This is a genomic window from Pseudoxanthomonas sp. z9, from assembly GCF_006542425.1.
GTDB lineage: Bacteria > Pseudomonadota > Gammaproteobacteria > Xanthomonadales > Xanthomonadaceae > Pseudoxanthomonas_A.
The window spans coordinates 438,104-463,320 of the sequence record NZ_VFID01000003.1 but is presented as its reverse complement, the minus strand read 5'-3'; the positions used below and the strand labels follow the sequence as shown (position 1 = coordinate 463,320).

Genomic DNA, 25,217 nt, shown 5'->3' with positions numbered 1-25,217 from the left:
CGCCGCGGGGGGGGGAGCCGGTGATGCCGGCCAGCGCGGTCACCGAGATGGCTTCGTTGACCAGCGGATTGGGAATCGCCTGCAGGGCATTGGCGACCACCAGGAAGCCGGGCAGGGCGGCGATGACCGCGCCGAAGCCGTACTCGGAGGCGGTGTTCATCGAGGCCAGCAGCGCGCCGCCGATGGCGCTCTTGGTGCCCTCGGCGAAGCCGTCGAACACCGGCCTCCAGGCGAACAGCAGCACGCTGGCGATGCCGACCAGCAACGCGCCCTGCACGGCCCAGATCGCCGCGACCTTGGAGACTTCCTGCACCACCGGCACGGGATTGCCAATCACCGCCGGCACGAATGACTGGCTCTCGCCGTACCAGCCCGGAATCCAGCGCGAGAACAGGAAATTGGCCACGCCCACCAGCAGCAGCGGCAGCACCGCGATCAGCGGATGCGCCAGGCGATCGCCGCGGAAGGGTTCGGGCTCGTTGCGCAGGTCGCCGCCATAGCCTTCGCCGGCGCGCTGCGCCACCCGGCGGCGCCATTCCAGGTAGCCCATGCCCAGGATGAGGATGAACACCGCGCCCAGCGTACCCAGTACCGGCGCCGCCCAGGCGGTGGTGCCGAAGAACGAGGTGGGAATGATGTTCTGGATCTGCGGCGTGCCCGGCAGCGCGTCCATGGTGAAGGTGAACGCGCCCAGCGCGATGGTGCCCGGCACCAGCCGCTTGGGGATGTCGCTCTGGCGGAACATCTCGGCGGCGAACGGATACACCGCGAACACCACCACGAACAGCGACACCCCGCCGTAGGTCAGCAGCGCGCATACCAGCACGATCGACAGCATCGCCCGCTGCCGGCCGACCAGCCGGATGGTGCCGGCGACGATCGACTTGGAAAAGCCGGAGATCTCGATCAGCTTGCCGAACACCGCGCCCAGCAGGAACACCGGGAAATACAGCTTGAGGAAGCCGACCATCTTGTCCATGAACAGGCCGGTGAACATCGGCGCCACCAGCGAGGGATCGGTCAGCAGGACCGCGCCCAGCGCCGCGATTGGCGCGAACAGGATCACGCTGTAGCCGCGGTAGGCCACGAACATCAGGAAACACAGCGCGGCCAACACAATCAGGAAAGACATCCGTGGCTCCTCGGCGCCGGGGTTCGATGGGTCGGCCGCCAGTGGCCGGACAGATGGCGGGAGTATCGACAGCGCCCCGGCGGCGGCCCACTGTACGAAGGTACGATGCCGATCCGTCCGGTCCGCCTCTAGCCTTCTCCAGCATCGGCGACAACCGTCCGCCGCACGCATTCCCGGGAGGAGGGGATATCCATGAAGCGGAAGCATTTGAGCCTGGCGATCGGCACCGTGTTGCTGGCGTCGGCACCCTGCGCGTTCGCGCAGGACACGGGGGCAGGCAGCGGCCAGGCGGCGAGCCAGGCCACCACCCTGGATTCGGTCACGGTCACCGCGCGCAAGCGCGAAGAAACCCTGCAGGACGTGCCGGTGGCGGTCACCGCGTTCACTTCCGAGAGCCTGGACAAGATGAATGTCCGCGACATCGGTGATCTGGACGCGCAAGTGCCCAACCTGACCATCTACGCCGCGCGCGGTTCGACCAGCACGGTCACCGCCTACATCCGCGGCATCGGCCAGGCGGATCCGCTGTGGGGCGTGGATCCGGGCGTGGGCATTTACCTGGACGATGTCTACATCGCCCGTCCGCAGGGCGCGTTGCTGGACGTGTTCGATGTCGAGCGCATCGAGGTGCTGCGCGGTCCGCAGGGCACCCTGTACGGCAAGAACACCATCGGTGGCGCCATCAAGTACGTCTCGCGCGGCCTGCCGACCGAAACCCAGGGCTTCGCCTCGATCACCGTCGGCAACTACAACCAGCTCGACGCCAAGGCCGCCATCGGCGGCGCCATCGGCGGGGCCGACAGCGGGCTGCGCGGACGGGTGGCGGTGGCCAGCATGAACCGCGACGGTTTCGGCGAGAACACCTACACCCGCCAGGATGTCAGCGACAAGGAAATCAATGCCGCGCGCCTGCAACTGGGCGCCTATGCGGGCGACAACTTCGACGTGCAGTTCGCGTTCGACTGGATGGACGACCAGTCGGGCGTGCGTGGCGCCAAGATGCTGGCGGCCAACCCGCTGGCGCCGGCCTATCCGCCGACTTCGGATCGCTACGACATCCGCAGCGCGATGCGCAACGTCAACGACACCACCATGAAGGGCGCCTCGGCCACCTTCAACTGGCGTGTCAACGAGGACTGGGCGTTGAAGTACGTCGTGGCCAAGCGCGAGTCCGACACCGAGACCAACATCGACTTCGACACCACGCCACTGACCCTGGTGGACGTGCGCGCGTTCTACAACGACAGCCAGGTCAGCCACGAAGTGCAGGCTAATTACGACGGCGGCGGCCGCGCGCGTGGCGTGATGGGCATCTATGCCTTCGACGGCGACGCCGGCGGCCAGGTGCTCAACCACTTCTGGAACCCGGCCCTGCCGAACGCGCTGACCAACCCGCTGTTCGGCGACACCCAGGGCGTGGTCAATACCCAGAGCATCGCGGTGTACGCGGACTGGACCTTCGACCTGACCGACAGGCTCAAGCTGGACGTGGGCGCGCGCTACACCGACGAGGACAAGCACGCGATCGCGCTGAACCGCTTCTACACCGGCCTGGACTACGGCACGGCTTGGGGCACGGCGGCGAACTTCGACAAGACGGTCAATTTCAAGAACTTCTCGCCCAAGGTCTCGCTGGATTACCAGATCACGCCCGACGTCATGATCTACGGCCTGGCCTCGCGCGGATTCAAGTCCGGCGGCTACAACATCCGCGCCAATACCACCGCGGTGCCGCGTTCGGGCGAACCGTTCGACGACGAGAAGGTCGACAGCTTCGAGATCGGCAGCAAGATGTCGCTGCTGGACCAGCGCATGTTCCTCAACCTGGCCTACTTCTACAACAAGTACGAGGACATCCAGCTGTCGGTGTTCACCTCGTACACGTTGCCGAACGGCGCGCAGAGCTTCTTCGGCGACTTCACCAACGCCGGCAAGGGCACGGTGCAGGGCCTGGAAGTGGAATACCAGTGGCTGCCGACGGCCAACTGGCTGATCAGCGGCAACCTGGCCTGGCTGGACGCCAAGTACGACGAATACATGGATCGCGGCGTCAACGTCGCCGACCAGCAGAAGTTCACCAATGCTCCGGAGTTCTCCGGCGCGCTGAACGTGGAGTACCGCACCGATCTGGCCAATGGCGGCAACCTGTCCGCGCGGGTGGGCTATGCCTACCAGAGCGAGGTGTGGCCGACCACCGATCTGAGCCCGCTGATCAGGCAGGACGGCTACGGCCTGCTCAACGCGGGCGTGATCTGGAAGGTCAACGACGCCTGGTCGTTCTCGTTGCAGGGCAGCAACCTGGCCGACAAGGAATACCGCACCACCGGCTACAACATCGGCGCCTACGGCGTGCTGACCGGCTTCTACGGCCCGCCGCGCCAGTACACGCTGACCGCGCGCTACGACTTCTGAGGTTGATGGCGGCAAGCGATGGGAAAACGGCGGCGGCAGGCGGAAGCCTGCCGCCGCTGCGTTATGCTCCGCCGATGCCACCACGTACTCCATCGCGTCGCGTGTTTTCCGGGATCGTCTTCGATGCCGGCGCGCTTCGCGGCGGAGCCATCGACGGACCGCCGACCGCCCGGGTCGTCACATGCTGAGCCTGTGGGTGGTCGCGCTGGCCGGACTGGCCTGGCTGGCGCTGATGTTCGGCACCGCGCTGTACGGCGAGCGGCGTCCGGCCGTATTCGCCCGCCACTGGCAACATGTCTACGCGCTTTCGCTGGCGGTGCACTGCACCTCGTGGACCTTCTACGGCACCGTCACCCAGGCCGCCCGTTACGGCTGGCCGCTGCCGCCGACCTTCCTCGGCGCCATCCTGTTCTACGCACTGGCGGTCGCGTTCCTGATGCGGCTGGTACGGCTGGCGCGGGAGACCAACGCGACCTCGCTGGCGGATCTGATCGCCACCCGGCTGGGCCGCGACGCCTGGCTGGCCGGCACGGTCACCCTGGTCGCCGCGCTGGGCCTGATTCCCTACATCGCGCTGCAACTGAAGGCGGTGGCGATGAGCTTCGCCACGCTCACCCTGGATGCCGGCGAGGCGGGCCAGGCGTTGCCGTTCTGGCGCGACAGCGGCCTGTACGTGGCGCTGGCCATGGCACTGTTCGCGATGTTGTTCGGTACCCGCCGGGCCAGCGCCGCCGAGCACAATCGCGGGCTGGTGCTGGCGATGGCGTTCGAGTCGATCTTCAAGCTGGCGGCGATGCTGGCGCTCGGCGCCTTCGTCTGGTTCGGCCTGCGCGAATGGCCGGAACTGCCGGCTGCGCCGTTGCCGCCACAGCCGTCCGGCGGGTTCGCGCCGTTCGTGCTGCTGGGCGCGCTGGCGATGTTCATCCTGCCGCACCAGTTCCACGTGGCGGTGGTCGAATGCCGCGACGAGCGCCACGTGCGCACCGCGCGCTGGCTGTTCCCGCTGTACCTGGTGCTGATCGCGCTGCCCGGACTGCCGCTGGCGCAGGCCGGCATGGCGCTGCTGGGCGGCGCGGTGCCGTCGGACATGTACGCGCTGGCGCTGCCGTTCTCGCAGGGCCACGAGGGGCTGGCGTTGTTCGCCTTCCTCGGCGGCCTGAGCGCGGCCACCGGCATGGTGGTGGTCAGCACGCTGACCCTCAGCCTGATGATCGGCAATCACTGGTTCGCGCCCGGCCTGCTGCGCGGTGCGTGGTCGCGCCGCGATGGCGGCGATCAGCGCGGCGCGCTGCTGGCGCTGCGCCGAGCCGGCATCGCGGTGATCATGCTGTTGTCGTGGGCGTACAGCCGGTTGGTCACCGGCAGCGATGCGCTGGCCGACGTCGGCGCGGTGTCGTTCTCGGCGCTGGCCACGCTGGCGCCAGTGCTGGCGTTCGCGGTGTGGCGCCCGCAGACGCCGCCGCGCGCGGCGATCGTCGGCGTGGTCGCCGGCTTCCTGGCCTGGGCCTGGGTCTTGCTGTTGCCGACCCTGCTGTTGGCGTCCGGCAGCGCACCCGAGTGGCTGCGGGAAGGGCCGTTCGGACAGGCGTGGCTGTCGCCGCAGGGCATGTTCGGCCTGACTGGCTGGAGTCCGCTGGGGCGCGCGGTGGGCGTGAGCCTGTTCACCGGTACCGCCGCCACCCTGCTGGCGATGGCCTGGCGCCGGGAGGCGCCGCACCAGCGCCAGCGCAATCTGGATCGACAGAGTCTGGGCGAGGCGGGGCGGCGCTTCCTGTCGCGGGAGCGGGTGGAGGAACTGCTCGCCGGCGCGCCGCGCAACGGCCCGGTGCCGGCGGTGATGGAGGCGCGGCTGGAGCGGGAACTCTCCGCGGTGCTGGGATCAGCATCGGCACGCCTGCTGCTGGACGCGGCGCGCCGCGAGAGCCGGGATCTGGATACGGTCGCGGCGATCGTCGGCGAGGCTTCGCAGGATCTGCGCTTCAACCAGCAGGTGCTGGAAGCGGCGCTGCACAACATGAGCCAGGGCATCAGCGTGGTCGATCGCGAACAGCGGCTGGTCGCCTGGAACCGCCGCTACGAGCAGATGTTCGGGTTTCCGCCGGAATTGCTGCAGGTCGGCCGGCCGATCGCCGACCTGACCCGCTGGGCGTTGCAGCGCATGCCGCATCGCGGCCAGGACGAACGCGCGCTGCAACGCCGCATCGCGTTCATGCGCGCCGGCACGCCACATCTGACCGAGCGCGTATTCCCCGATGGCAGCATCGTGGAAATCCGCGGCAACCCGATGCCCGGCGGCGGCTTCGTCGCCACCTACACCGACGTCACCGCCTCGCGCCATGCCGAGCGGGATCTCAAGCGCGCCAACGAAACCCTGGAACAGCGCGTGGCCGAGCGCACCGCACTGCTGGAAACCGCCAAGCGTGAAGCCGAGCACGCCAACGACGCCAAGAGCCGCTTCCTAACCGCGATCGGCCACGACCTGCTGCAACCGCTGCATGCCGCCCACCTGTTCACCGATGCGCTCGCCCAGCAGTTGCCCGACGACGGCGCGCGCCAGTCGGCGCGGCAGATCCGCGGCGCGCTGGATTCCACCACCGATCTGCTGACCGGCCTGCTCGACATGTCGCGGCTGGAAGCCGGCGGCCTGGTGCCGGAGCCGCGTGATTTTCCGTTGTCCGAGGTGCTGGAACCGCTGGCGTCGGAATTCGGCGTGCTGGCTGCCGAGCATGGCCTGCGCTTCCGCTATCGGCCCAGCCGTGCCTGGGTGCACAGCGATCCACAGTTGCTGAGGCGGATCCTGCAGAACTTCCTCGCCAATGCCATCCGCTACACCGCGCGGGGCGGCGTGCTGCTGGGCGCGCGCCGCGGCGCGCGGGGATGCTTGCGGATCGAGGTGCTGGATACCGGCCCCGGCATCCGCGAGCCGGAGCGGCGGTTGATCTTCGACGAGTTCCGGCGCGGCGAGGAGGCGGTCGGGCAGGGACTCGGGCTGGGCCTGTCCATTGCCGACCGCATCGCCGCACTGCTGGAAGCGCCACTGGGCTTGCGCAGTCGGCCCGGACGCGGGTCCGCCTTCACCGTCGAGCTGCCGACAGTCGCCGCGCCGACCGCGGCGCACGTGTCCGCGGGCGTGTCGCGCGCCCGTCTGGCCGGCCTGCGCGTACTGGCGGTGGACAATGATCCGGCCGCGCTCGATGCGCTTCGCCAGACCCTGCTGGGATGGGGCTGCGAGGTGGCCAGTGCCGCCGATGGCGAGGCCGCGGAAGCGCAACTGGCACGAGCGCCGGCCGATGCATGGCTGTTCGACTTCCACCTGGACGCCGGCGACACCGGCGTGGCGCTGTGGCGGCGCCTGGCGGCGCGGTTCGGGGCGCCCCCCTGCCTCATCCTGTCCGCCGATCAGACCGACGCGGTGCGCCGTGCGGTGCGCGAGGCAGATCTGTCTCTGCTTGCGAAACCGGTGCGTCCGCTGGCGCTGAAGTCGGTGCTGGACCGCCTGCTGGCGGCACGCGTGGGCGGCATGGCCACGATGCCGTAAGCCGCCTCCGCTCGGTTGGCCGGGAGCGGAACGGCGCGCGCGGCTAGAATGGCGGTTTTCCGACCCACGTCCCGCCATGCCGTATACCCCCATCGTCGCCACGCTCGGCTATGTCCTGTCGCCGGATCGCTCGCAGGTACTGCTCATCCACCGCAATGCGCGGCCCGACGATCAGCACCTGGGCAAGTACAACGGGCTGGGCGGGAAGATCGAGCCGGACGAGGACGTGGTGGCCGGCATGCGCCGCGAGATCCGCGAGGAGGCCGGCATCGAATGCGACGAACTGGCGCTGCGCGGCACCATCAGCTGGCCGGGCTTCGGCAAGCAGGGCGAGGACTGGCTGGGCTTCGTGTTCCTGATCACCGCGTATTCCGGCACGCCCCATGAGCGCAATCCGGAAGGCGCGCTGGAATGGGTACCGGTGGAGCGGATCCTGGAGTTGCCGCTGTGGGACGGCGACCGCCATTTCCTGCCGCTGGTGTTCGACGCGGATCCGCGCGGGTTCCACGGGGTGATGCCGTACCGCGTCGGACGCATGGTGTCCTGGCAGTACTCGCGCATCTGATCGCGCGCGGGCGCGTCATCCGCATTACGCGGAATGAGCTGGCGCGGTTGTCCACATCTTGTGTGGACCGAATCCGGAGAAACATGTGGATAAGCGCCGGGCAGCCTTGTGCGGCAAGGCTGTCAAGCAGGTTGGCGAAAAAATGACCATTGCGTTTCACGTCCGTGAAACGAAAGTTTCAGGTTTTCCACAGCGCATGTGGATGGTTCGCGGACAAACATGTGGATAAGCCCACGCGGCCCTTGCGCCATGGACCTGTCAAGATGGATGGCGAAAAAATGACCAGGGTTTTCCACTTGACCATGGCCCGGATTTCGCGTCGATGGATTCAGGCCTTCGCCGGGATGACGGGGACTGGAATCGAGCGCGAACCGTTGCCGGGTCAGAGATCCCGCCGGTAGACGTGCTGGCTCTTGATGCGGGCGAACCCCAGGCGTTCATAGAACGGATGCGATTCCGTGCGAACCACGTTGGATCGCACGATCAGTCTCGGGCCGCCACGTGAGCGGGCCCAGTCCGCGACCGCGGCGACCAGCGCCGAACCGATGCCGCCGCGATGGGCGTCGCGGTCCACCACCAGGCCCACGATTTCGAAGCTGTCGCCGGTTTCCAGCGTCAGGCGTTGTTCGGCGGCGATCCAGCCAAGCAGGTGCGGGCCATCGGCGGCGACCCGGATGAAATGGCTGTCGCGCGGCAGCAACTGCTGCAACCTGGCTGCCATCGAGGCGGCATCGACGGGATAGCCCAACTGCCCGGACAGGCGGGCGATCCCGGCGGCATCGTCGGGTGTGGCGGCGCGGGGGGCGGGAGCGGCGTTCATGCGGGCATCAGGCGGGGATTGCATGCCGCAATCGTCTCACGCTTCGATCTGGCGGGCCGGATCGCTGAGTTCGAGCTCGCGCAGGATCACGCTGGCCTGGGTGCGGTTGCGCACGCCCAGGCGATCGAAGATCGCCGACAGGTGGGCCTTGATGGTCCGCTCCTGCACGTCCAGGCGATCGGCGATCTGCTTGTTCAACAAGCCTTCGGCCACCAGGGTCAGCACCCGGAACTGCTGCGGCGACAGGCTCGCCAGGCGCGCGGCCAGTTCGGCGTCGTGGCGCGAGGATTGTGCACGCGCCACGGTGGCGCGCAGCGCCGGCGGCAGCCATTGCTCGCAGGCGAGCACGCTGCGGATGGCATCGCGCAGTTCCTCCAGCCCCGCGCTCTTGGGCAGGTAGCCGGCGGCGCCGTGGTCCAGCGCGCGCCGGACCACCCGTGGGTCATCGTTGGCCGACACCACGATCACCGCGACCGCGGGAAACTGCGCGCGGATCGCGGCCAGCCCGGCCAGCCCGTGGTTGCCGGGCATGTGCAGATCCAGCAGCACCAGATCCACATCGTCATGCGCGTCCAGCGCCGCCAGCACGCCGTCCAGCGATTCGGCCTCCAGCACCGACATCCGCGCCACGGCATCGGCCGCCGCGCCGCGCAGCGCGGCCCGGAACAGCGGATGGTCGTCGGCGATCAGCAGGGTAGGCATTCGGTTGCCGGGAATAGGGAATGGAGAATTGGGAATCGTAGAAGCGTTCGGCCACGAGCGCGGAAACAAGGCGAACGGAGCTCTTTGCGCTTTCGACTCCCCATTCCCGATTCTCGATTCCAGGCCTTCACTGCACCGTCCAGCCGCCGTCCACGACCAGGGTCTGGCCGGTCATGTTGCGGGCGGCGGGGGAGCACAGGAAGGCGGTGATGCCGGCCAGTTCGTCCATTTCGATGAACACGCCCTTGGGCATCGGCTTGAGCATGATCTGGCTGACCACTTCGGCTTCCGGAATGCCGCGCGTGCGTGCCTGGTCGGCGATCTGCTTGTCCACCAGCGGGGTCTTCACGTAGCTGGGGCAGACCGTGTTGATGGTGATGTCGGTGTCGGCGGTTTCCAGCGCGATCACCTTGGAGAAGCCGACCAGGCCGTGCTTGGCGGCGACGTAGGCGCTCTTGTACGGGCTGGCGACCAGCGCGTGGATGCTGCCGATGTTGACGATGCGGCCGAACCCGCGCTGGCGCATGCCCGGCAGGACCGCGCGGGTCAGCCGCGCCACGCCGACCAGCATCACCTGGATCAGGAAATCCCATTTGCCCAGCGGAAACTCCTCCAGCGGCGAGACATGCTGCAGGCCCGCGTTGTTGACCAGCACGTCGACGGGGCGGGAGATCGTGGCCAGCGCGACGGCGACGCTGTCGTCGGAGGTCACATCCAGCGCCACCGACTCGGCCGAACCACCGGCGGCGCGGATGCCGGCGGCGACGGTCTCGGCGGCGGCCGGGTCCAGATCGCTGACGATGAGGTGGTGGCCGGCTTCGGCCAGCCGGCTGGCGACGCCGGCGCCGATGCCGCTGGCCGCGCCGGTGACGAGGATCGAAAGGGTCTGCATGGGGGAACCTCCTGAAAGTGTTAGGTTAACAGCCGATGGCGGTGGTCCCCGTGGTACCAAAGTACGATGACGGCCAGCGCCGCGGCGACTAGTTTGGTCGCATTTCCCGGACCTGGAATCCTACCGATGGCGCGTATCGCTCTGGCCGCCGCCCTGACCATGGCGCTGGCCGCCTGCGGCAGTTCCCCGACCCGAACCATGACCCACGAAACCGTGATCGAACCGCAGCGCGTCACCGAGCACCGCGGCAGCGACGATCTGCTGACTGCCGGCCTGGGCCTGGCCGGCCTGCAGGCGATGACCCCGCCGGCCTTCGCCGACACCGCCCATCCGACCCCGGCGGAACTGCGCCGGCGCGCGCTCTGGAACAATTGGCGCGGCATCGCCGATCTGTCCGCCACCGGCGGCTACGGCGAGGTCTACGGCAGCACCGCCGCGGTGCCCGGACGCGAGTACAGCGCGCTGGCGACGCTGCCCGGCGCGAAGCAGCCGCATCGCGTACTCGTGCAGGTGCCCGATGGTTTCGATCTGAAGCGGCGTTGCGTGGTGGTCACCGCCTCGTCGGGTTCGCGCGGCGTCTACGGCGCCATCGCGGTGGCCGGCGCCTGGGGCCTGCCGAAGGGGTGCGCGGTCGCCTACACCGACAAGGGCGCCGGCACCGACTATTTCGATCTGGACACGCAGACCGGCATGCGCGAGGACGGCAGCGGCGGCGCGCTGGGCGAACCGCTGGCGTTCGTCCCCGACGCGCCGGTCGGTGCCTCGGGCGTGGCGATCAAGCACGCCCATTCGCAGGACAATCCCGAAGCGGACTGGGGGCGGCACGTCAAGCAGGCCGCGGACTTCGCGCTGGCCGCGCTGGATCGCGCGTTTCCGCAGGCCGCGCCGTTCCGTTTCGACAATACCCGGGTGATCGCGGTCGGCATCTCCAATGGCGGCGGTGCGGTGCTGCGCGCCGCCGAACTGGACGGCGACTGGCTGGACGCGGTGGTGGCGGGCGAACCCAACATCCACACGAACGGTCCCGGCGCGCGTTCGCTGTACGACTACACCACCGAGGCGGCGCTGCTGATGCCGTGCGCGCTGCTCGCGCTGCCGGCCGACAGCCTGCCGCAGCCGCCGCTGCGCGCGCAGGCCGAACCGCTGTGGCAGGCGCGCTGCGCCTCGCTGAAGGCGGCCGGCCTGATCGAGGGCGCCGACCTGGCCGCGCAGGCGCGTTCGGCCCACGCGAAGCTGCGCGAACACGGCTGGACCGATCAGGCGCTGACCGCCGGCGCGCTGAGCGTGGGTTTCGACCTGTGGCGCGCGATTGCGGTCACCTACGCCTCCGCCTACGGGCGCCATGGCGTCGGCGCGCATCCCTGCGGATTCTCCTTCGCGGCGTTGAATCCCGATTCCAGCGCGCGCGCCGCCACCGCCAGCGAGCGCGCGGCGTGGTGGGCCGACGGCAGTGGCATTCCGCCGGGCGCCGGCGTGGGCATCGTCGACACCCGCCTGGCCGCGCCCGATTTCACCCTGTCGGGCCTGCAATGCCTGCGCGCGCTCAACGACGGCCAGGACGAGGCGGCGCGGCGCGTGCAGCGCGGCATCGCCGAACTGCGCGCGCAGCCGCCGCGCGCGGGCCTGCCTGTGATCGTGGTGCATGGCAGCGACGACGGTCTGGTGCCGCCGGCCTTCAGCAGCGCGCCCTATGTGGCGCAGGCGAAGGCAGCCGGCCGCGAGGTGGCGTACTGGCAGGTCCGCAACGCACAGCATTTCGATGGCTTCCTGGCGCTGCCGGCGTACGCGGCCCGCTATGCACCGCTGCTACCGCACGTGTACGCCGCGCTGGACCAGGTGTCGGCGCAGTTGGACGGGCAGGCGCGCGCATCCGCGGATCGGGTCATCGAGGCCCGTGGCCGCGGTGCCGGCCGGCTCGACGCGGCACAGTTGGCGTTGCCGTCATCGCCCTGACATCGGGCGTCCGCGACCCCGCCCGGTTCGGGCGGGGCGCAGCGATGGCCAGGACACCGTCTCCGGCGCGATTGGGCTAACCTGTCGGCTGGCCATTTCCGGGTGTTTCCGTGTCCCGCCATTTTTCGATGCTTCGCGATTTCCAGCTTGCGGACTGGTTCACGCTGGGCAACGCGTTCTGCGGGACCGGCGCGATCTTCGCGGCGATGCGCTTTCTCCAGGACGGGGTGATCCGCGATCTGATGATTGGCATGGCGCTGATTCCCCTGGCTTTCATTTTCGACGCGCTGGACGGCCGGGTGGCACGCTGGCGCAAGCAGGCATCGGTGCTGGGGCGCGAGCTGGATTCGCTGGCCGACGTGATTTCCTTCGGCGTCGCCCCGGCCGCGCTCGCTTACGCCTGCGGCATGCAGGGCGGCTGGGACTGGCTGGTGCTGTCGTATTTCGTCGCCTGCGGCGTCAGCCGGCTGGCGCGCTACAACGTCACCGCCGAAGCGCTGGCGGGCGGCGACGACAAGGTGAAGTACTTCGAGGGCACGCCGATTCCCACCAGCCTGGTGCTGGTGATGGTGCTGGCGGTAGCGGCCTACCTGGGCCACATCGGCGAGGCGCTGTGGCTGGGTGGCTGGCGGCTGGGACCGTGGCTGTTGCATCCGCTGGTGCTGCTGTATGCCGTCTCCGGCACGCTGATGATCAGCAAGACCCTGCGCATCCCCAAGCCCTGAACCGTCACCCGCGCGTCGCCGCGCGCGGCTAGAATCGGGGCACAGGAGGACTTATGGCCGAGCATGTACCACCGGGCGCGGGCGACTTCGAAGCGATGGCCCGCCAGTTCTGGAATCTGTGGGGCGACGCCCTGCGGCAGGCTTCCGGCGCGTCCGCGCCGGCACCGGCGCCGGGCTGGACGCAGGCGCTGGACTGGTGGAGCCGGCTGATGCCCGGCGGACGCGGTCCCGCCGAGGATGCGATGCACCGGTTCCGCCAGCAAAGCGCTGACTGGTATGGCCTCATGCAGCAGGTGGCCGCGCGGTTCGCCGGCCAGAACGCCGGCGCCGGCGACGTGACGGCGGCCTGGAAGCAGGCACTGGGCATGGATGCCGGGCAGGGGCCGTGGATGGATTTCTTCCGTGGCCTGCAAGGCGGCGGCGCGGGCGGTTTCGAACACTGGTACCGGCAGGTATCGCCGTACATGGACAACCTGCGCCGCGAGAACGAGCGCTGGCTGCATCTGCCCGCGTTCGGTCCGGCGCGTGAACACCAGGAGCGCTGGCAGGCGCTGGCGCAGGCCCAGCAGGATTACCAGCAGGCGCTGGGCGAGTACGAGCGGGTAATGCTGAAGGTCGCCGTGCTGGCGTTCGAACGGTTCGAAGCCCTGCTCGAGGCGCGTGCCGAGCCCGGCCAGCAGATCACCAGCGCGCGCGCGTTGTTCGACCTGTGGATCGATGCCGCCGAACAGGCTTATGCGGAAGTGGCGCTGTCGCCGGAATTCCGCCATGTCTATGGCCATCTGACCAATGCCCAGATGCGCTTGCGCCTGGGCGTGCAGACGGAAATCGAACAGGTCTGCGTGGCCCTGGGCATGCCTGGCCGCACCGAGGTGGATTCGGCGCACCGCAAGATCGCCGAACTCGAACGCCAACTGCGCCGGATGAGCCGCCGCGACGACGCGCTGGATCCGCGCGACGCGGCGCAGCCCGCGCGCCGGCAGGCATCGCGTGCCGGCGGTGAAGGACGCCGCGCACAGGAGGCTCCGGCCACCCGCGCCGCGCGCCCGGCGAAACCGCGCGGCGGTGCGAAGCCTTCCCGCGCCCCCCGGGCGGCAACCGCGACGGCCGCGAAGAGCGCCGGTGGCGCCAGCGGCGCAAAGCCGGCCAAGGCAGTGAAGGCTGCGAAGACGATGAAGTCGTCTCGCACCACGAAGGCGGCAAAACCGGCGGAGAAGACTCCGGTCCGTGCCGCACGCGGCGGCGACGGCGAAGTGGTGTCGATGAAGGATTGGGTGGCACGCAATGCCCATGACGGCGGCGCCACCGCCGGACGCGGCAAGGGCAAGCGCGGGCAGGGAGGGCGCAAGTGAACGGTCCCCTGAACATCAGCGTCGACGAACTCGCCCAGGAAACGCTGCAGGCGCAGCAGAAGCTGGCCGCCGGGTTGCAGACCCTGCCGCAGGTGGAGGACGTCGACTACGGCGCCACCCCGCGCCAGGAAGTCTGGCGTGACGGCCGGGCGGTGCTGTACCGGTTCGTCGGTCCCAAGGCGCCCACCGCGAAAGTGCCGCTGCTGATCGTCTACGCGCTGGTCAATCGTCCCTACATGGTCGATCTGCAGGAGGACCGCTCGCTGGTGAAGGGATTGCTGGCGCTCGGCGAGGACGTCTACGTGCTGGATTGGGGCTATCCGGATCGTTCGGACCGCTTCCTGACCCTGGGCGACTACATCAACCGCTTCATCGACGGCGCGGTCGAGCATCTGTGCCGGCAGCATGGCCTCCCGGCGATCAACGTGCTGGGCATCTGCCAGGGCGGCGCGTTCTCGCTATGCTATTCGGCGTTGCATCCGGAGCGGGTGCGCAACCTGATCACCATGGTCACGCCGGTGGATTTCCATACTCCGGACAACATGCTCTCGCACTGGACACGCGAGATGGACGTGGATTTGTTCGTCGATGCGATCGGCAACGTGCCGGCCGACATGATGAATGCCTGCTACCTGATGCTGAAGCCGTTCCGGTTGAACCTGCAGAAGTACGTCGGCCTGGTCGACGTACTGGACGATCGCAAGGGCCTGGAGGATTTCCTGCGGATGGAGAAGTGGATCTTCGATTCACCGGATCTGGCCGGCGAGGCGTTCCGCCAGTTCATCAAGCAGTTCTACCAGGGCAACGGCTTCGTCAATGGCGGCATCGATATCGATGGCGAGGAAGTGCATCTGGGCGACGTCGACATGCCGGTACTGAACATCTATGCCGAACAGGATCATCTGGTGCCGCCGAACGCCTCGCGCGCGCTGCGGGATCTGGTCGGTACCGAGGACTACACCGAACTGAGTTTCAAGGGTGGCCACATCGGTATCTACGTCTCCAGCCGCGCGCAGCGCGAGGTGCCCGGCGCGATCCACCAGTGGCTGGCGCAGCGCGCATAGCTGCGAGGCGGGGGCCGCGAGCGGTGGCATGCCGCCCGCGGTTGCGATCGGTTAACCGGCCATCGCCTAGGCTGCGCGACCTGGACTGAGTACGGGACACCAACATGCGCAAGGGAATTCTTGTTTCATTCGCGTGCGGTATCGGCCTGGCCTCGCTGGCGGTGACCGCGTCGGCGGCGCCTGGCGAACAGGCCCGGCGCGAGATCACCCAATTGATGGATGGATTGTCCAACTCCGCGTGCGAGTTCCAGCGCAACGGCAAGTGGTATGGACGGACCGATGCTCGGGCGCACCTGCGGCGCAAGTACGACTACCTGCTCAAGCGGGATCTGGTGGATACGGCCGAACAGTTCATCGAGCGTGCCGCCAGCAAGAGCAGCCTGAGCGGACGTGCCTACCGGGTGCGCTGTCCGGGCCAGCCCGAGACCGACGCGGGCGCCTGGTTCCTGGCGCGGCTGAAGGCGCTGCGTGGTTCAGGTGCGCCGCCGCGCTGAGCGCTAGACTGGCCGCGACGACTGTGGGGAGCCGATCACCATGAACACCGCGTCCAAACCACTGGCCCGGTCACTGAACGACCGCATGCTCGCGGGGGTGATGGGCGGCATCGCGCACCGGTTCGGCTGGAATGCCACCCTGCTGCGCGCCGTGTTCGTGATTGTCTCGATCGCCTCGGCCGCGTTCCCCGGCATCCTGGTCTATCTCATCCTGTGGCTGCTGATGCCCAACGAGGCGGATTGAACGAGCGGGCGCGAACGCCGCCCGTCTGGCTGCCCGCGTTGCGCGGGCTGGGCATGCTCTGGGCCTTGCCGAACACGCTGGTCGGCCTGCTGGCGGGGAGCCTGGGACTGGCATTCGGCGCGCGCGCGCGCTGGAGCCGGCGCGACTGCGCGCTGGTATTCCACCACTGGCCGTGGGGCCCGGGTGGCGCGATCACCTTCGGCAACACCATCCTGCATACCGGCGACAGCCTGGATTCCACCTGCATCACCTACGAGCAGCGCGCCGGCCACTGCGAGCATCCGCCGATCCGGCTGGGCGACCACGAGCGCGCGCACGTGTTCCAGTACATGGTGCTGGGGCCACTGTTCCTGCCGATCTACCTGCTGTGCGGCGGGGTCAGCGTGCGCAACCCGTTCGAACGCGCCGCCGACCGCTACGCGCTGACCGGACGCGGTTGGTGGCCGGGTGGGGAACCCGCGAAGCGATAGGTCCCCACGCCGGTTCGGGGGGCGTGGCTTCCTGCGGGAATGCGAAGGGTCCGGTACCGCGATGCGGCGAACGGACGCTCCTTGCCGTCCCCCGGGCGGACGCATTCAATCCCCGCGGGTACGTCCATTCGAATGGCGGGTGGTTTTCTTCGCGGCCTTGCGGGGGCTTTTCCGCGCGGATTTGCGTGCCGTTTTCTTCGCCGTCTTGCGGGTGGTCTTCCTTGCCGCCTTCTTGGCGGCCTTGCGAGGTGCCTTCTTCGCCGCTTTCTTCGGGGTTTTCCCGGCCGCCTTGCGCGCGGTCTTCTTTGTGGCTTTCTTCGCGGCTTTCTCCGCGGTCTTGCGAGGCGCCTTCCGCGCGGTTTTCTTCGCGGCCTTCCTGGTGGTCTTGCGGGCGCTCTTCTTTTTCGCGCCCCCGCCTTCCTGCTTGTTGACCGTGGCCCAGGCGATGCGCTCGGCGTCCTCTTCGGAACGACCCTGCTCGCGCTCGCTTTCCTCGATGTGCTCGGCCTTGCGCTTCTGCCGATCGCTGTAGGCGCTCTTCTCTCCTCGTGGCATTGGAATGCTCCGGGATGGGAGGTTCGAACCTACGCGCGGTGGCGTCGTCGCCGGATGAAATCGGATCAGGATCGCGCGAGGCGAGCGAACGAGAACAATTCCGCCAATGGATGCCGGCGCCGTTCGAGGGCGGCCAGCAGCAGGTCCGCGCCGATCCGGCTGTAGGTGATGCCGTTTCCGCCGTAGGCCATCGCGAAATGCACGCGCGGGCCATACTGCGGATGGGGGCCGAAGAACGGCAACCCATCCGGGGTCTCGGCGAAGGTGCCTGCCCAGGCGAACGCCGGATCGCACTGGAGATGTGGCAGCAGTTCGCCCAGCTTGCCGCCCAGCGCCCGCGCCTTCTTCATCACCCGCGCGTCCCGTCGTGCCGGAATGTCGATGCGGTCATCCTCGCCGCCGACGATGATCCGGTGGTCCGGTGTCGCGCGCAGGTACAGATAGGGACGGGCGGTTTCCCACAGCACGGTGCGTTCGAGAAAGCCAAGGGCCTCGGGTGCGATCGGATCGCTGACGAAGGCGTAGCTGCTGTGGTTGCGCGCCACGCGCACGCGCAGCCACTGCTGCGCCGCATAGCCGGTGGCGAGGATGGCGTGGCGGGCGCGGATCCAACCGCCCTGTCCGGTTCGCAGCCGCACCGAGCGCGCCTGTGGCTGGAGATCGACGATCGGGGTGTGCCCGTGGACAGAGGCACCGCGCGCCTGCAGGCGCTGGAGCAGGCGATGGGCCATGCGGTAGGGATCCACGCGGGCGGCCTGGTGGCTCAGCAGGGCGGCGGGTCGCGATATCCCGAACCGTTCGGCCAAGTCGCCCGAATCCAGGTAGTCGACCCGCAACCCCAACCGACGCCTGGCTGCGGCTTCCTCAGCCAATCCGTCGCGTTCCCGGCGACGGGTCGCCAGGTACAGGCTGTCCGTCCAGGCGAACCCGATGTCGCGAATCCCGGTAGCCAGCTCGCGCAGCTGATCCAGGGCCTGCGCGCAGCCCAGATAGGCCAGTGCGGCGTCCTGTGCGCCCACGCGCTGCGCGAGATCGAGCAGGTGGGTGTCGATTTCGTACTGGAGCAGAGCGGTGCTGGCGGCGGTGCTGCCCCAGCCGATTTCGCCCTGCTCGATGACCGCGACCTCATGCCCGGCCGCCTGCAGGTGATCGGCGATCAGCGCGCCGGTGATGCCGCCACCGATGACTGCGACCTCGCAGGCGAGATCGCCGGTCAGCGCGGGAAAGGGGTTCAGCAGGCCATTCTTGATGGCCCAGTAGGGATAACCGCTCTTCAGGTCCATCGCGAAGGGGATGCCGGCACCACCTGGATCACCGGGACGGCCACGGGATTATCCGCGCGGCAACGCACCCTGCAGGAACAGGTCGACGTTGGCCACGGCCTGCTCGCGCAGCGAGGCGGGATCGAGCTTGTCCAGATAGCCGCTGGCGACCCGGATGATCAGGTTGCCGAACATCATCATGTAGAACTGGGTGGCGGCCGCCTCGGCCGAGGCCAGCTTCAGGTGGCCGTTGTCCATTTCCTGCTGGAAGAAACGGGTCAGGATGCCGCGGGTCTCGGCCACGGCATGCTCGAAGAACCAGTCGCGCAGGGCGGGGAACGACTCGCCCTCGCCAATCACGATGCGGTAGACCACCCGCGATTCCGCCTTGACCATCGAATCGGCGATGCGGATGGCGACTTCGCGCAGCGCCTGCTCCGGCGGCAGATCGGAGAAATTCATGTCGTTGAGGATGCCGACATGGTTCTCCAGGCGGCGTTCCAGGATGGCGTAGGCCAGCCCCTCCTTGTCGCCGAAGATCCGGTACAGGGTCGCCAGGGAGCCGCCGGCGCGGGCGACGATTTCGCTCAGCTTGGCGTGCTGGTAGCCTTTCTCGGCGAAGACCTCGGTGGCGGCGTCCAGGAAGCGTTCGGCCCGCATCTCGCCCCGTTTGCACAGTTCGACGTTGCGGCGGCTGCGCAGGAATGCGCTGGAATTCACAGAGCGGGAAGAAACGGTGCCACGGAAATCGGTCGAATTGCTCACTGGCGGTACCGGCAGGTTGGCTGGGCGTCCCGAAGGGCCGATGGAATGGTTCTCACCTGAATGCGCTCCCCGTTTGTCAACTGCCATTTGGCATGAATGACGCGCATCTGTTCTGCTCGTACTGTGACGATTCAGGTATAGCACACCTTTGGCCACTTTCCCAACATCAATTTTCTAACGGTCCAAATCCGGGACAAAAAAAGAGGCCCGACTTTCGTCGGGCCTCTTCCGGGTCTGGTGCCGAAGGTGGGACTCGAACCCACACGCTTTTAAGGGCGGCGGATTTTGAGTCCGCTGCGTCTACCATTCCGCCACTTCGGCAACGGAGCGAGTATAGCCGAGGCCCGCGGGCCCGGACAGCCCGTCAGACCACGCGGTCGGTGCCGAGCAGGCGCTCGCCGCGGCGCTGCCAGCCTTCCGCGCCGCTGGCGTCGGCTTCCGGCGTGTAGATGCCGCAGCGGACCATGGTGCGCTGGTAGACGTGCAGGGACACGGCGATGGCGTCGTCGCTGGGGTTGCGGATGGTGTGGTATTCGTGGGGCGGAATCAGGCTGCCGGCCGAGCCGGTGCCGGCCTCGATGGTGCCGGCGGCGACGAAGCGGTAGCGCTCGTCGTCGTGTTCGGCCAACTCGTACTGGGTGATTTCCAGACGACCCCGCCAGACGCCTTCCACGCACCACATGCCGGAGTGGTCATGGATCTTGGTGCCCTGGCCCGGACCCCAGGTCATGGCGATGACGCTGTAGCCGTACTCGGGGCTGGTGTACAGCTCGCGCCGCGCGTAGTGGTCGGCGATGGGCTCCAGCACGCAGCCGGGCAGGGTGACCGATTCGTCGCGGATCAGTTCGCACAGCGACTTGCGCAGCGCATCGGTGATGGCGCGATCGTCGCCCAGCGCGACGGCGGCGTCGAGCGTGGCGACCAGCCGATCGTGGCCGGGAAAATCGAGGGACATGGAAGGCACCCGGGAATAGTGGTGCCGCCATTCTAGTCCGGGCGGGTCCCGGTCGCGACGGTATGGCGACGCCTCAGAGCGCCGCCAGGAAACCGGCCACCGCCGGGCCGAACCGGGCGAAATCCACCAGGAAGGCGTCGTGGCCCTGCGGCGATTCCAGCGGCACGAACTCCGCGCGCGCACCGCCCCGCGCCAGTCCCTGGGCAATCTGTTCCTGCTGCTGGAGCGGGAACAGGATGTCGGTCACCGCACCGATCGCCAGCGCCCGCTCCACCCGGATCCGCGCCAGGCCCTGCATCACGTCGCCGCTGGCGTACTCGGCCAGGTCGAACCAGTCCATCGAACGGCTCAGGTAGAGATAGCAGTTGGGGTCGAAACGGCGCACGAAACGGCGCGCATGGCCTTCCAGATAGCTTTCCACCTGGAATTCCAGCCCGAACGGATCCTCGTCCGGGCGGTCCGATTCCAGTCGCACCCGGCCGAAGCGGCCATCCCACTCCAGCGCCGAGCGATAGGTGATGACCCCCAGTTTGCGGGCCATGCGCATGCCGGATTCGGGATAGCGCTCGTCGTCGTAGTGGCCCTGGTTCCATGCCGGGTCCAGGCGGATCGCCTCGCGTTGCAGGGAACGGATGGCGATGGAGAAGGGCAGGGCCTGGGCGCTGCCGGAGATGTTGATGTGCGCGCGCGCGCTGCCGGGATGCAGCAGCAGGTAGGCCAGCGCGGTCATGCCGCCCATCGAGTTGCCGATGATGCAGGCCAGTTGCCCGATGCCCAGTGCCTGCACCACCGCATGGGCGGCATTGGCGCCGTCCTCGATCGACAGTTCCGGGAAATCCAGCCGGTAGAGTTCGCCGCTGGCCGGATTGATCGAGGCCGGACCGGTCGAACCCTTGCAGCTTCCCAGCGAGTTCACGCAGATCACGAACCAGCGATCCGTATCGATCGGCTTGCCCGGCCCGAGCATCGCTTCCCACCAGCCTTCCTCGTCGTTGCCTTCGTTGCGTGCGGCGTGCGCGTCCGGCGACAGGCCGGTGACGATCAGGATGGCGTTGTCGCCGGCGGCATTGAGCCGGCCCCAGGTTTCATAGGCGATGCGCGCGCCGTGCAGGGCGCCGCCGCGTTTCATCGGGAAGGGCGAGGGCAGTGCGTGGAAGCGCGTGCCGGGCGGGATGAATTCGGTCATCCCGCAAGTTTAGCCTGCGGCTGCCGGCGCGGGCCGGTGCCGCTCATTCCACGACGCGCTGGATCCGCAACGAATAGGCATCGGCGGCGCCCACTTCGGCAGGCACCGCCACCGCTTCCAGATCGCCGGATTTGGCCATCACGTCGCCGGCGCGGGAGACCCGCGCGCCCAGTTCGACCTTGGCGACCTGCGAGAGCTTGAGGGTCGGCATCGGGCTGTCGCCGTCGCCCAGTTCCAGGGTGATCGGGAACGAGGTGGCCGGCACCCGCTTGGCGGCCACCGGCATCGGCGGTCCGCCGGCCTGGCGGGCGAACACGAACAGGGTCTCGCCGCCGCTCAGCTGCGCCTTCAGTTCCGGCGCGATGTCCACGCTGACCCGCAGCAGCGTCTTGCCACTGGCCACGGCCGGGGCCGCGGCGGGTTCGGGCAGCGGCTCCAGCCCGGCTTCGGCGCGGGCCTGGTTGATCTGGGTACGCAGGGTGGTGGCGGTGCCGCCGTCGACCTGCGCCAGCAGCGGTTCCCAGGTGCGCGCGGCCTCGGCCGGCTGGCCCTGCTGGCGCTGCGACACGCCGAGGAACCAGCGCGCGCGCTGGTGCTGCGGTTCGATGCTCAACGCGCGCTGCAGCAGGCCGACCGCCTGTGCGTCGAGCTGCTTGTCCGGGCTTGCGTACAGGCGGGCCTGCGCGTTTTCGACCAGCAGGTTGGCGTCGTCCGGGGCCAGCTTGAGCGCGGTCTCGAAAGCCGTGCGCGCTTCAACGTAGCGCTCCATGCTCAGGTAGGAGCGGCCGAGCAGGCGCCAACCCTCGGGTTCGTTGGGATTGCGCTTGAGTTCGGCTTCCAGCTGTTTGACCGCGTCGTCCAGGCTGGCGGGCATGGCCGCTTCCGGCATCGTGGCGGGCATTTCGATGGCCGCGGGCGTACCCAGCAGCCGGTACAGCGCCAGGGTGCCGATGCCCAGGGTCGCCACCGCGCCCACGAACAGCCGGCGCGAAGAGCGCCACAGGGGCCAAAGCACGCCCACCAGGACGAGCAGGGTCAACAGCGCCGCGATGGCGGAAAAAGCGGTCATCACCACTCCTGGTTGTCGTCGGCTTCGGCGATGTCGCGACCGCCACTCCTGCGCCTGACGATGCGCAGCACCACCACGCCACCGGCGATCACCAGCAGCACCGGCCCGAACCACAGCAACCAGGTGCCGGGCGACATCTCCGGCTTGTACAGCACGAATTCGCCGTAGCGATCCACCAGGAACCGCTTGATTTCGGCATCCGACTTGCCCTGGCGCATCAGGTCCAGCACCTCGCGGCGCAGGTCGTGCGCGATCTGCGCGTTGGAATCGGCCAGCGACTGGTTCTGGCACATCACGCAGCGCAGTTCGGCGGTGAGCCGGTGGAAGCGGGTTTCCTCGGCGTTGTCGTTGAATTGCAGCGGGGTCGGATCGCTGGCCTGGGCGAACCCGGGACCGGCGACGCCGAGCAGCAGCGCCAGTGTCAGCGCGCGCAGGTGACGGGACAGGGCGGTCATTGCTGCGCTTCCGCCTTTTCCAGCGCCGGGATCAGTTCTTTGGCGATGATCTCGTCGGTGACCGCGCCGACATGCTTCCAGCGCACGATGCCCTTGGCGTCGACCAGGAAGGTTTCCGGCGCGCCGTAGATGCCCCAGTCGATCGCCGCGCGGCCGTCCTCGTCGGCAATCACCAGTACGTAGGGATTGCCGAACTGCTCCAGCCAGCGCAGCGCTTCGCCGCGTTCGTCCTTGAGGTTGTAGCCGATGAAGCGCACGCGCTTGGTCAGCGCGAACTTGGTCAGCACCGGATGCTCGACCCGGCATTCCGGGCACCAACTGCCCCACACGTTCATCACGTAGGGCGCGCCGGCCAGATCGGCGTTGTCGATGCGGGTGGCCGGATCGTGCAGCAGCGGCAGATCGAAGGCGGGCGCCGGCTTGCCGATCAGCGGCGAGGGCAGGGCTTCCCGATCCGCGCGGCCGGATTGCTTGACGCCATAGGCGAGCAGGCCCATCAGGCCGACGAAGAACAGGCCGATGATGACCGCGGCGAACACCAGCGCGCCGCGCGACTTGTTCTGGCCGGGATTGTCGGAAGGGGTATTCATGCCGGTTGGGCCTCGGGTCTGGGCGCTTCGGGTTTGCGGCGGAAACGCCGATCGGTGGCGGTGACGAACGCGCCCAGCGCCATCAGCAGGGCACCCAGCCAGATCCAGCGCACGAAGGGCTTGATGTGCACGCGTACCGCCCACGCGCCATCGCCCAGGTGTTCACCCAGGGCCACGTAGACATCGCCGAACAGGCTGGGCCGGATGCCGGCCTCGGTCATCACCTGGCCGCCGCTGGCGTAGGCGCGCTTTTCCGGATTCAGCCGCACCAGCGGCTTGTCGCCACGCAGCACCTGCACGTGTCCGAGGTCGGACAGGTAGTTGGGGCCGCGGGTTTCCTCCACGCCCTCGAAGCGGAAGCCGTAGCCGGCCAGCTCGATGGTCTGGCCGGGCTTCATCGCCAGTTCGCGCTGCACGTTCTGCGCTTCCACCAGCAGCGCGCCAATCAGGAACACGGCGATGCCGAAGTGCGCCAGCACCATGCCCAGCATTTCCGGGGTGAACTTGCCGTTGGCGCGCAGCCGGGTCCACACGAAACGCAGCGTGCCCAGCGCCACCCACGCACCGGCGGCAACACCGGCCGCGGTCTTCAGCGGTCCCTGCGGCGCCATGAAGTAGGCGATGGCGCCCAGCACCAGCGCCGCCACCAGCCACGGCACCAGCATCGCCAGCGGCTTGCGCGGCTGATCCTTCTGCCACTTGGTCAGCGGACCGAACGGCAGCAGCATCACCAGCGGCGTCATCAGCACCACGAACAGCAGGCCGAAGTAGGGCGGACCCACCGAGATCTTGCCCAGTTCCAGCGCGTCGGCCAGCAACGGATACAAGGTGCCCAGCAGGACCATGCCGCAGGCCGCGGCCAGCAGCACGTTGTTGGCCAGCAGCAGGGTTTCACGCGAACTGGCGACGAAGGCGCCGCCGGCGATGCGCGGTGCGCGCAGCACGTACAGCACCAGCGAACCGCCGACCACCGCGCCGAGGAAGATCAGGATGAACAGGCCGCGCGAAGGATCCGCGGCGAACGCATGCACGCTGGTCAGCACGCCCGAGCGGACCAGGAAGGTGCCCAGCAGCGACAGCGAGAAGGTGGCGATCGCCAGCAGCAGGGTCCAGCCGCCGAAGCTGCCGCGCTTCTCGGTGACGGCCTGCGAATGCAGCAGCGCCGCGCCGGCCAGCCACGGCATGAAGCTGGCGTTCTCGACCGGATCCCAGAACCACCAGCCGCCCCAGCCCAGTTCGTAATAGGCCCACCAGCTGCCCAGCGCGATGCCCAGGGTCAGGAACGCCCAGGCCACGTTGGTCCAGGGACGGGTCCAGCGCAGCCAGCGCGCGTCGATGTGACCGTCCAGCAACGCGGCGATGGCGAACGCGAACGGCACCACGAAGCCGACGTAGCCGGTATAGAGCATCGGCGGGTGGATGATGAGGCCCGGATCCTGCAGCAGCGGATTCAGATCGCGCCCTTCCAGCGGCGCCGGCAGCAGCCGCGCGAACGGATTGGAGGTGAAGATCAGGAAGGCCAGGAAGCCGACGCTGACCACGCCCATCACGCCCAGCACCCGCGCGACCACGGTTTCCGGCAGGTGGCGGGAGAACTCGGCGACCGCGGCGGTCCAGATGCCGAGTACCAGCACCCACAGCAGCAGCGAGCCTTCGTGCGCGCCCCATACCGCGGAATAGCGGTACATCATCGGCAGCAGCGAGTTGGAATTCTCCGCCACGTACTTGACCGAAAAATCCTGGGTGACGAAAGCCACGGTGAGGACCACGAACGCCGCCAGCAGCAGGAACAGCTGGCCATAGGCCGCCGGGCGCGCCACCGCCATCCACGCCGCCTTGCCGCGATGCGCGCCGGCCAGCGGCAGGATCGCCTGCAGCAGGGACACCAGCAGTGCCAGGATCAGGGTGACTTGACCGAGTTCAGGCAGCATGGCTCAGCGGGGTCCGTGGAAAGGGAAGTGGAATGCCCGCAGCCGGGGCTGCAACGCGGTGGTGGAAACGCACGGGCCCTCGCGCG

Annotated in this window: 23 protein-coding genes and 1 tRNA gene; 10 read left to right on the top strand and 14 right to left on the bottom strand. The window is 68.4% G+C overall.

The genetic code is table 11. The features are described 5' to 3' along the window. A partial coding sequence (locus tag FG323_RS04570; RefSeq protein ID WP_141453245.1) for a GntP family permease occupies positions 1–1,132 on the bottom strand: 1,132 nt, incomplete at its 3' end. Between the two features lie 192 nt (positions 1,133–1,324). Here FG323_RS04570 and FG323_RS04565 point away from each other — a divergent pair. The 3 genes from FG323_RS04565 to FG323_RS04555 all read left to right on the top strand — a co-directional run bounded on the left by FG323_RS04565 (position 1,325) and on the right by FG323_RS04555 (position 7,647). Then, positions 1,325–3,544 carry a TonB-dependent receptor gene (locus FG323_RS04565; protein ID WP_141453244.1) on the top strand — a complete coding sequence of 740 codons (2,220 nt, stop codon included), beginning with the start codon at positions 1,325–1,327 and terminating at the stop codon, positions 3,542–3,544. A 181-nt stretch (positions 3,545–3,725) separates the two neighbouring features. Beyond that, complete coding sequence (locus FG323_RS04560; protein WP_141453243.1) at positions 3,726–7,082, top strand: PAS-domain containing protein; 3,357 nt, start codon at positions 3,726–3,728, stop codon at positions 7,080–7,082. A gap of 76 nt (positions 7,083–7,158) precedes the next feature. Then, the gene (locus tag FG323_RS04555; RefSeq protein WP_141453242.1) at positions 7,159–7,647 is read left to right on the top strand and encodes an 8-oxo-dGTP diphosphatase; all 489 of its coding nucleotides are present in this window, start codon (positions 7,159–7,161) and stop codon (positions 7,645–7,647) included. Between the two features lie 382 nt (positions 7,648–8,029). Here the strand turns inward: FG323_RS04555 and FG323_RS04550 are convergent, their stop codons facing one another. The 3 genes from FG323_RS04550 to FG323_RS04540 form a co-directional block, all read right to left on the bottom strand. Continuing rightward, positions 8,030–8,491 (bottom strand): GNAT family N-acetyltransferase, encoded by a 462-nt coding sequence (locus FG323_RS04550; RefSeq protein WP_141453241.1) that lies wholly within the window; start codon positions 8,489–8,491, stop codon positions 8,030–8,032. Positions 8,492–8,503: 12 nt separating this feature from the next. Beyond that, complete coding sequence (locus FG323_RS04545) at positions 8,504–9,169, bottom strand: response regulator transcription factor (RefSeq protein ID WP_141453240.1); 666 nt, start codon at positions 9,167–9,169, stop codon at positions 8,504–8,506. Positions 9,170–9,296: 127 nt separating this feature from the next. Continuing rightward, complete coding sequence (locus FG323_RS04540) at positions 9,297–10,061, bottom strand: 3-hydroxybutyrate dehydrogenase (RefSeq protein WP_141453239.1); 765 nt, start codon at positions 10,059–10,061, stop codon at positions 9,297–9,299. 126 nt (positions 10,062–10,187) lie between these two features. On the opposite strand from FG323_RS04540, the gene FG323_RS04535 reads away from it, so the two are divergent. From FG323_RS04535 to FG323_RS04505, 7 genes are all read left to right on the top strand, one after another. After that, positions 10,188–12,014 (top strand): D-(-)-3-hydroxybutyrate oligomer hydrolase, encoded by a 1,827-nt coding sequence (locus tag FG323_RS04535; protein WP_255470018.1) that lies wholly within the window; start codon positions 10,188–10,190, stop codon positions 12,012–12,014. Positions 12,015–12,142: 128 nt separating this feature from the next. Then, the gene (locus FG323_RS04530; RefSeq protein ID WP_181444087.1) at positions 12,143–12,739 is read left to right on the top strand and encodes a CDP-alcohol phosphatidyltransferase family protein; all 597 of its coding nucleotides are present in this window, start codon (positions 12,143–12,145) and stop codon (positions 12,737–12,739) included. Between the two features lie 53 nt (positions 12,740–12,792). Then, entirely contained in the window at positions 12,793–14,091 is a 1,299-nt protein-coding gene (phaE, locus tag FG323_RS04525) for a class III poly(R)-hydroxyalkanoic acid synthase subunit PhaE (RefSeq protein ID WP_141453237.1), read from the top strand. Further along, the gene (locus tag FG323_RS04520) at positions 14,088–15,155 is read left to right on the top strand and encodes a class III poly(R)-hydroxyalkanoic acid synthase subunit PhaC (protein ID WP_141453236.1); all 1,068 of its coding nucleotides are present in this window, start codon (positions 14,088–14,090) and stop codon (positions 15,153–15,155) included. Before phaE ends, FG323_RS04520 begins: the two co-directional genes overlap by 4 nt. 104 nt (positions 15,156–15,259) lie before the next feature. Continuing rightward, on the top strand, positions 15,260–15,649 hold the full coding sequence (locus tag FG323_RS04515) for a DUF5329 domain-containing protein (RefSeq protein ID WP_181444082.1): 390 nt from the start codon (positions 15,260–15,262) through the stop codon (positions 15,647–15,649). Between the two features lie 40 nt (positions 15,650–15,689). Next, positions 15,690–15,893: a PspC domain-containing protein gene (locus FG323_RS04510; RefSeq protein WP_141453235.1), complete on the top strand. Its 204-nt coding sequence runs from the start codon at positions 15,690–15,692 to the stop codon at positions 15,891–15,893. Between the two features lie 53 nt (positions 15,894–15,946). Beyond that, positions 15,947–16,363, top strand: a complete 417-nt coding sequence (locus FG323_RS04505; protein ID WP_141453275.1) for a hypothetical protein — start codon at positions 15,947–15,949, stop codon at positions 16,361–16,363. A gap of 105 nt (positions 16,364–16,468) precedes the next feature. Here the strand turns inward: FG323_RS04505 and FG323_RS04500 are convergent, their stop codons facing one another. The 10 genes from FG323_RS04500 to FG323_RS04455 all read right to left on the bottom strand — a co-directional run bounded on the left by FG323_RS04500 (position 16,469) and on the right by FG323_RS04455 (position 25,131). Further along, on the bottom strand, positions 16,469–16,918 hold the full coding sequence (locus FG323_RS04500; RefSeq protein ID WP_141453234.1) for a hypothetical protein: 450 nt from the start codon (positions 16,916–16,918) through the stop codon (positions 16,469–16,471). 65 nt (positions 16,919–16,983) lie between these two features. Further along, positions 16,984–18,201 (bottom strand): FAD-dependent oxidoreductase, encoded by a 1,218-nt coding sequence (locus FG323_RS04495; protein WP_141453233.1) that lies wholly within the window; start codon positions 18,199–18,201, stop codon positions 16,984–16,986. A gap of 48 nt (positions 18,202–18,249) precedes the next feature. Continuing rightward, positions 18,250–18,945 carry a TetR/AcrR family transcriptional regulator gene (locus tag FG323_RS04490; RefSeq protein WP_181444081.1) on the bottom strand — a complete coding sequence of 232 codons (696 nt, stop codon included), beginning with the start codon at positions 18,943–18,945 and terminating at the stop codon, positions 18,250–18,252. Between the two features lie 235 nt (positions 18,946–19,180). After that, positions 19,181–19,266 (bottom strand) — tRNA-Leu (locus FG323_RS04485). A gap of 43 nt (positions 19,267–19,309) precedes the next feature. Next, complete coding sequence (locus FG323_RS04480; RefSeq protein WP_141453232.1) at positions 19,310–19,900, bottom strand: cysteine dioxygenase family protein; 591 nt, start codon at positions 19,898–19,900, stop codon at positions 19,310–19,312. A gap of 73 nt (positions 19,901–19,973) precedes the next feature. After that, on the bottom strand, positions 19,974–21,086 hold the full coding sequence (locus tag FG323_RS04475) for a homoserine O-acetyltransferase (protein ID WP_141453231.1): 1,113 nt from the start codon (positions 21,084–21,086) through the stop codon (positions 19,974–19,976). Between the two features lie 43 nt (positions 21,087–21,129). Continuing rightward, entirely contained in the window at positions 21,130–22,155 is a 1,026-nt protein-coding gene (locus tag FG323_RS04470) for a tetratricopeptide repeat protein (protein WP_141453230.1), read from the bottom strand. Further along, a complete protein-coding gene (locus FG323_RS04465; RefSeq protein WP_141453229.1) occupies positions 22,155–22,610 on the bottom strand; it encodes a cytochrome c-type biogenesis protein in 456 nt (151 codons plus the stop codon). Before FG323_RS04465 ends, FG323_RS04470 begins: the two co-directional genes overlap by 1 nt. Continuing rightward, complete coding sequence (locus FG323_RS04460; protein ID WP_141453228.1) at positions 22,607–23,200, bottom strand: DsbE family thiol:disulfide interchange protein; 594 nt, start codon at positions 23,198–23,200, stop codon at positions 22,607–22,609. The genes FG323_RS04465 and FG323_RS04460 overlap by 4 nt, the downstream gene beginning before the upstream one ends. Next, on the bottom strand, positions 23,197–25,131 hold the full coding sequence (locus FG323_RS04455) for a heme lyase CcmF/NrfE family subunit (RefSeq protein WP_141453227.1): 1,935 nt from the start codon (positions 25,129–25,131) through the stop codon (positions 23,197–23,199). Before FG323_RS04455 ends, FG323_RS04460 begins: the two co-directional genes overlap by 4 nt. Positions 25,132–25,217: the final 86 nt, after the last annotated feature.

What these genes read in the sequence shown, in the direction of transcription:
- FG323_RS04550 (WP_141453241.1), bottom strand. Translation starts at nt 8,491, where the DNA reads ATGCAATCCCCGCCTGATGCCCGCATGAACGCCGCTCCCGCCCCCCGC.
- FG323_RS04515 (WP_181444082.1), top strand. Translation starts at nt 15,260, where the DNA reads ATGCGCAAGGGAATTCTTGTTTCATTCGCGTGCGGTATCGGCCTGGCC.
- FG323_RS04455 (WP_141453227.1), bottom strand. Translation starts at nt 25,131, where the DNA reads ATGCTGCCTGAACTCGGTCAAGTCACCCTGATCCTGGCACTGCTGGTG.
- FG323_RS04560 (WP_141453243.1), top strand. Translation starts at nt 3,726, where the DNA reads ATGCTGAGCCTGTGGGTGGTCGCGCTGGCCGGACTGGCCTGGCTGGCG.
- FG323_RS04535 (WP_255470018.1), top strand. Translation starts at nt 10,188, where the DNA reads ATGGCGCGTATCGCTCTGGCCGCCGCCCTGACCATGGCGCTGGCCGCC.
- FG323_RS04470 (WP_141453230.1), bottom strand. Translation starts at nt 22,155, where the DNA reads ATGACCGCTTTTTCCGCCATCGCGGCGCTGTTGACCCTGCTCGTCCTG.
- FG323_RS04465 (WP_141453229.1), bottom strand. Translation starts at nt 22,610, where the DNA reads ATGACCGCCCTGTCCCGTCACCTGCGCGCGCTGACACTGGCGCTGCTG.
- FG323_RS04480 (WP_141453232.1), bottom strand. Translation starts at nt 19,900, where the DNA reads ATGTCCCTCGATTTTCCCGGCCACGATCGGCTGGTCGCCACGCTCGAC.
- FG323_RS04555 (WP_141453242.1), top strand. Translation starts at nt 7,159, where the DNA reads ATGCCGTATACCCCCATCGTCGCCACGCTCGGCTATGTCCTGTCGCCG.
- FG323_RS04495 (WP_141453233.1), bottom strand. Translation starts at nt 18,201, where the DNA reads ATGGACCTGAAGAGCGGTTATCCCTACTGGGCCATCAAGAATGGCCTG.
- FG323_RS04475 (WP_141453231.1), bottom strand. Translation starts at nt 21,086, where the DNA reads ATGACCGAATTCATCCCGCCCGGCACGCGCTTCCACGCACTGCCCTCG.
- FG323_RS04565 (WP_141453244.1), top strand. Translation starts at nt 1,325, where the DNA reads ATGAAGCGGAAGCATTTGAGCCTGGCGATCGGCACCGTGTTGCTGGCG.
- FG323_RS04505 (WP_141453275.1), top strand. Translation starts at nt 15,947, where the DNA reads ATGCTCTGGGCCTTGCCGAACACGCTGGTCGGCCTGCTGGCGGGGAGC.
- FG323_RS04545 (WP_141453240.1), bottom strand. Translation starts at nt 9,169, where the DNA reads ATGCCTACCCTGCTGATCGCCGACGACCATCCGCTGTTCCGGGCCGCG.
- FG323_RS04460 (WP_141453228.1), bottom strand. Translation starts at nt 23,200, where the DNA reads ATGAATACCCCTTCCGACAATCCCGGCCAGAACAAGTCGCGCGGCGCG.
- phaE (WP_141453237.1), top strand. Translation starts at nt 12,793, where the DNA reads ATGGCCGAGCATGTACCACCGGGCGCGGGCGACTTCGAAGCGATGGCC.
- FG323_RS04510 (WP_141453235.1), top strand. Translation starts at nt 15,690, where the DNA reads ATGAACACCGCGTCCAAACCACTGGCCCGGTCACTGAACGACCGCATG.
- FG323_RS04530 (WP_181444087.1), top strand. Translation starts at nt 12,143, where the DNA reads ATGCTTCGCGATTTCCAGCTTGCGGACTGGTTCACGCTGGGCAACGCG.
- FG323_RS04500 (WP_141453234.1), bottom strand. Translation starts at nt 16,918, where the DNA reads ATGCCACGAGGAGAGAAGAGCGCCTACAGCGATCGGCAGAAGCGCAAG.
- FG323_RS04540 (WP_141453239.1), bottom strand. Translation starts at nt 10,061, where the DNA reads ATGCAGACCCTTTCGATCCTCGTCACCGGCGCGGCCAGCGGCATCGGC.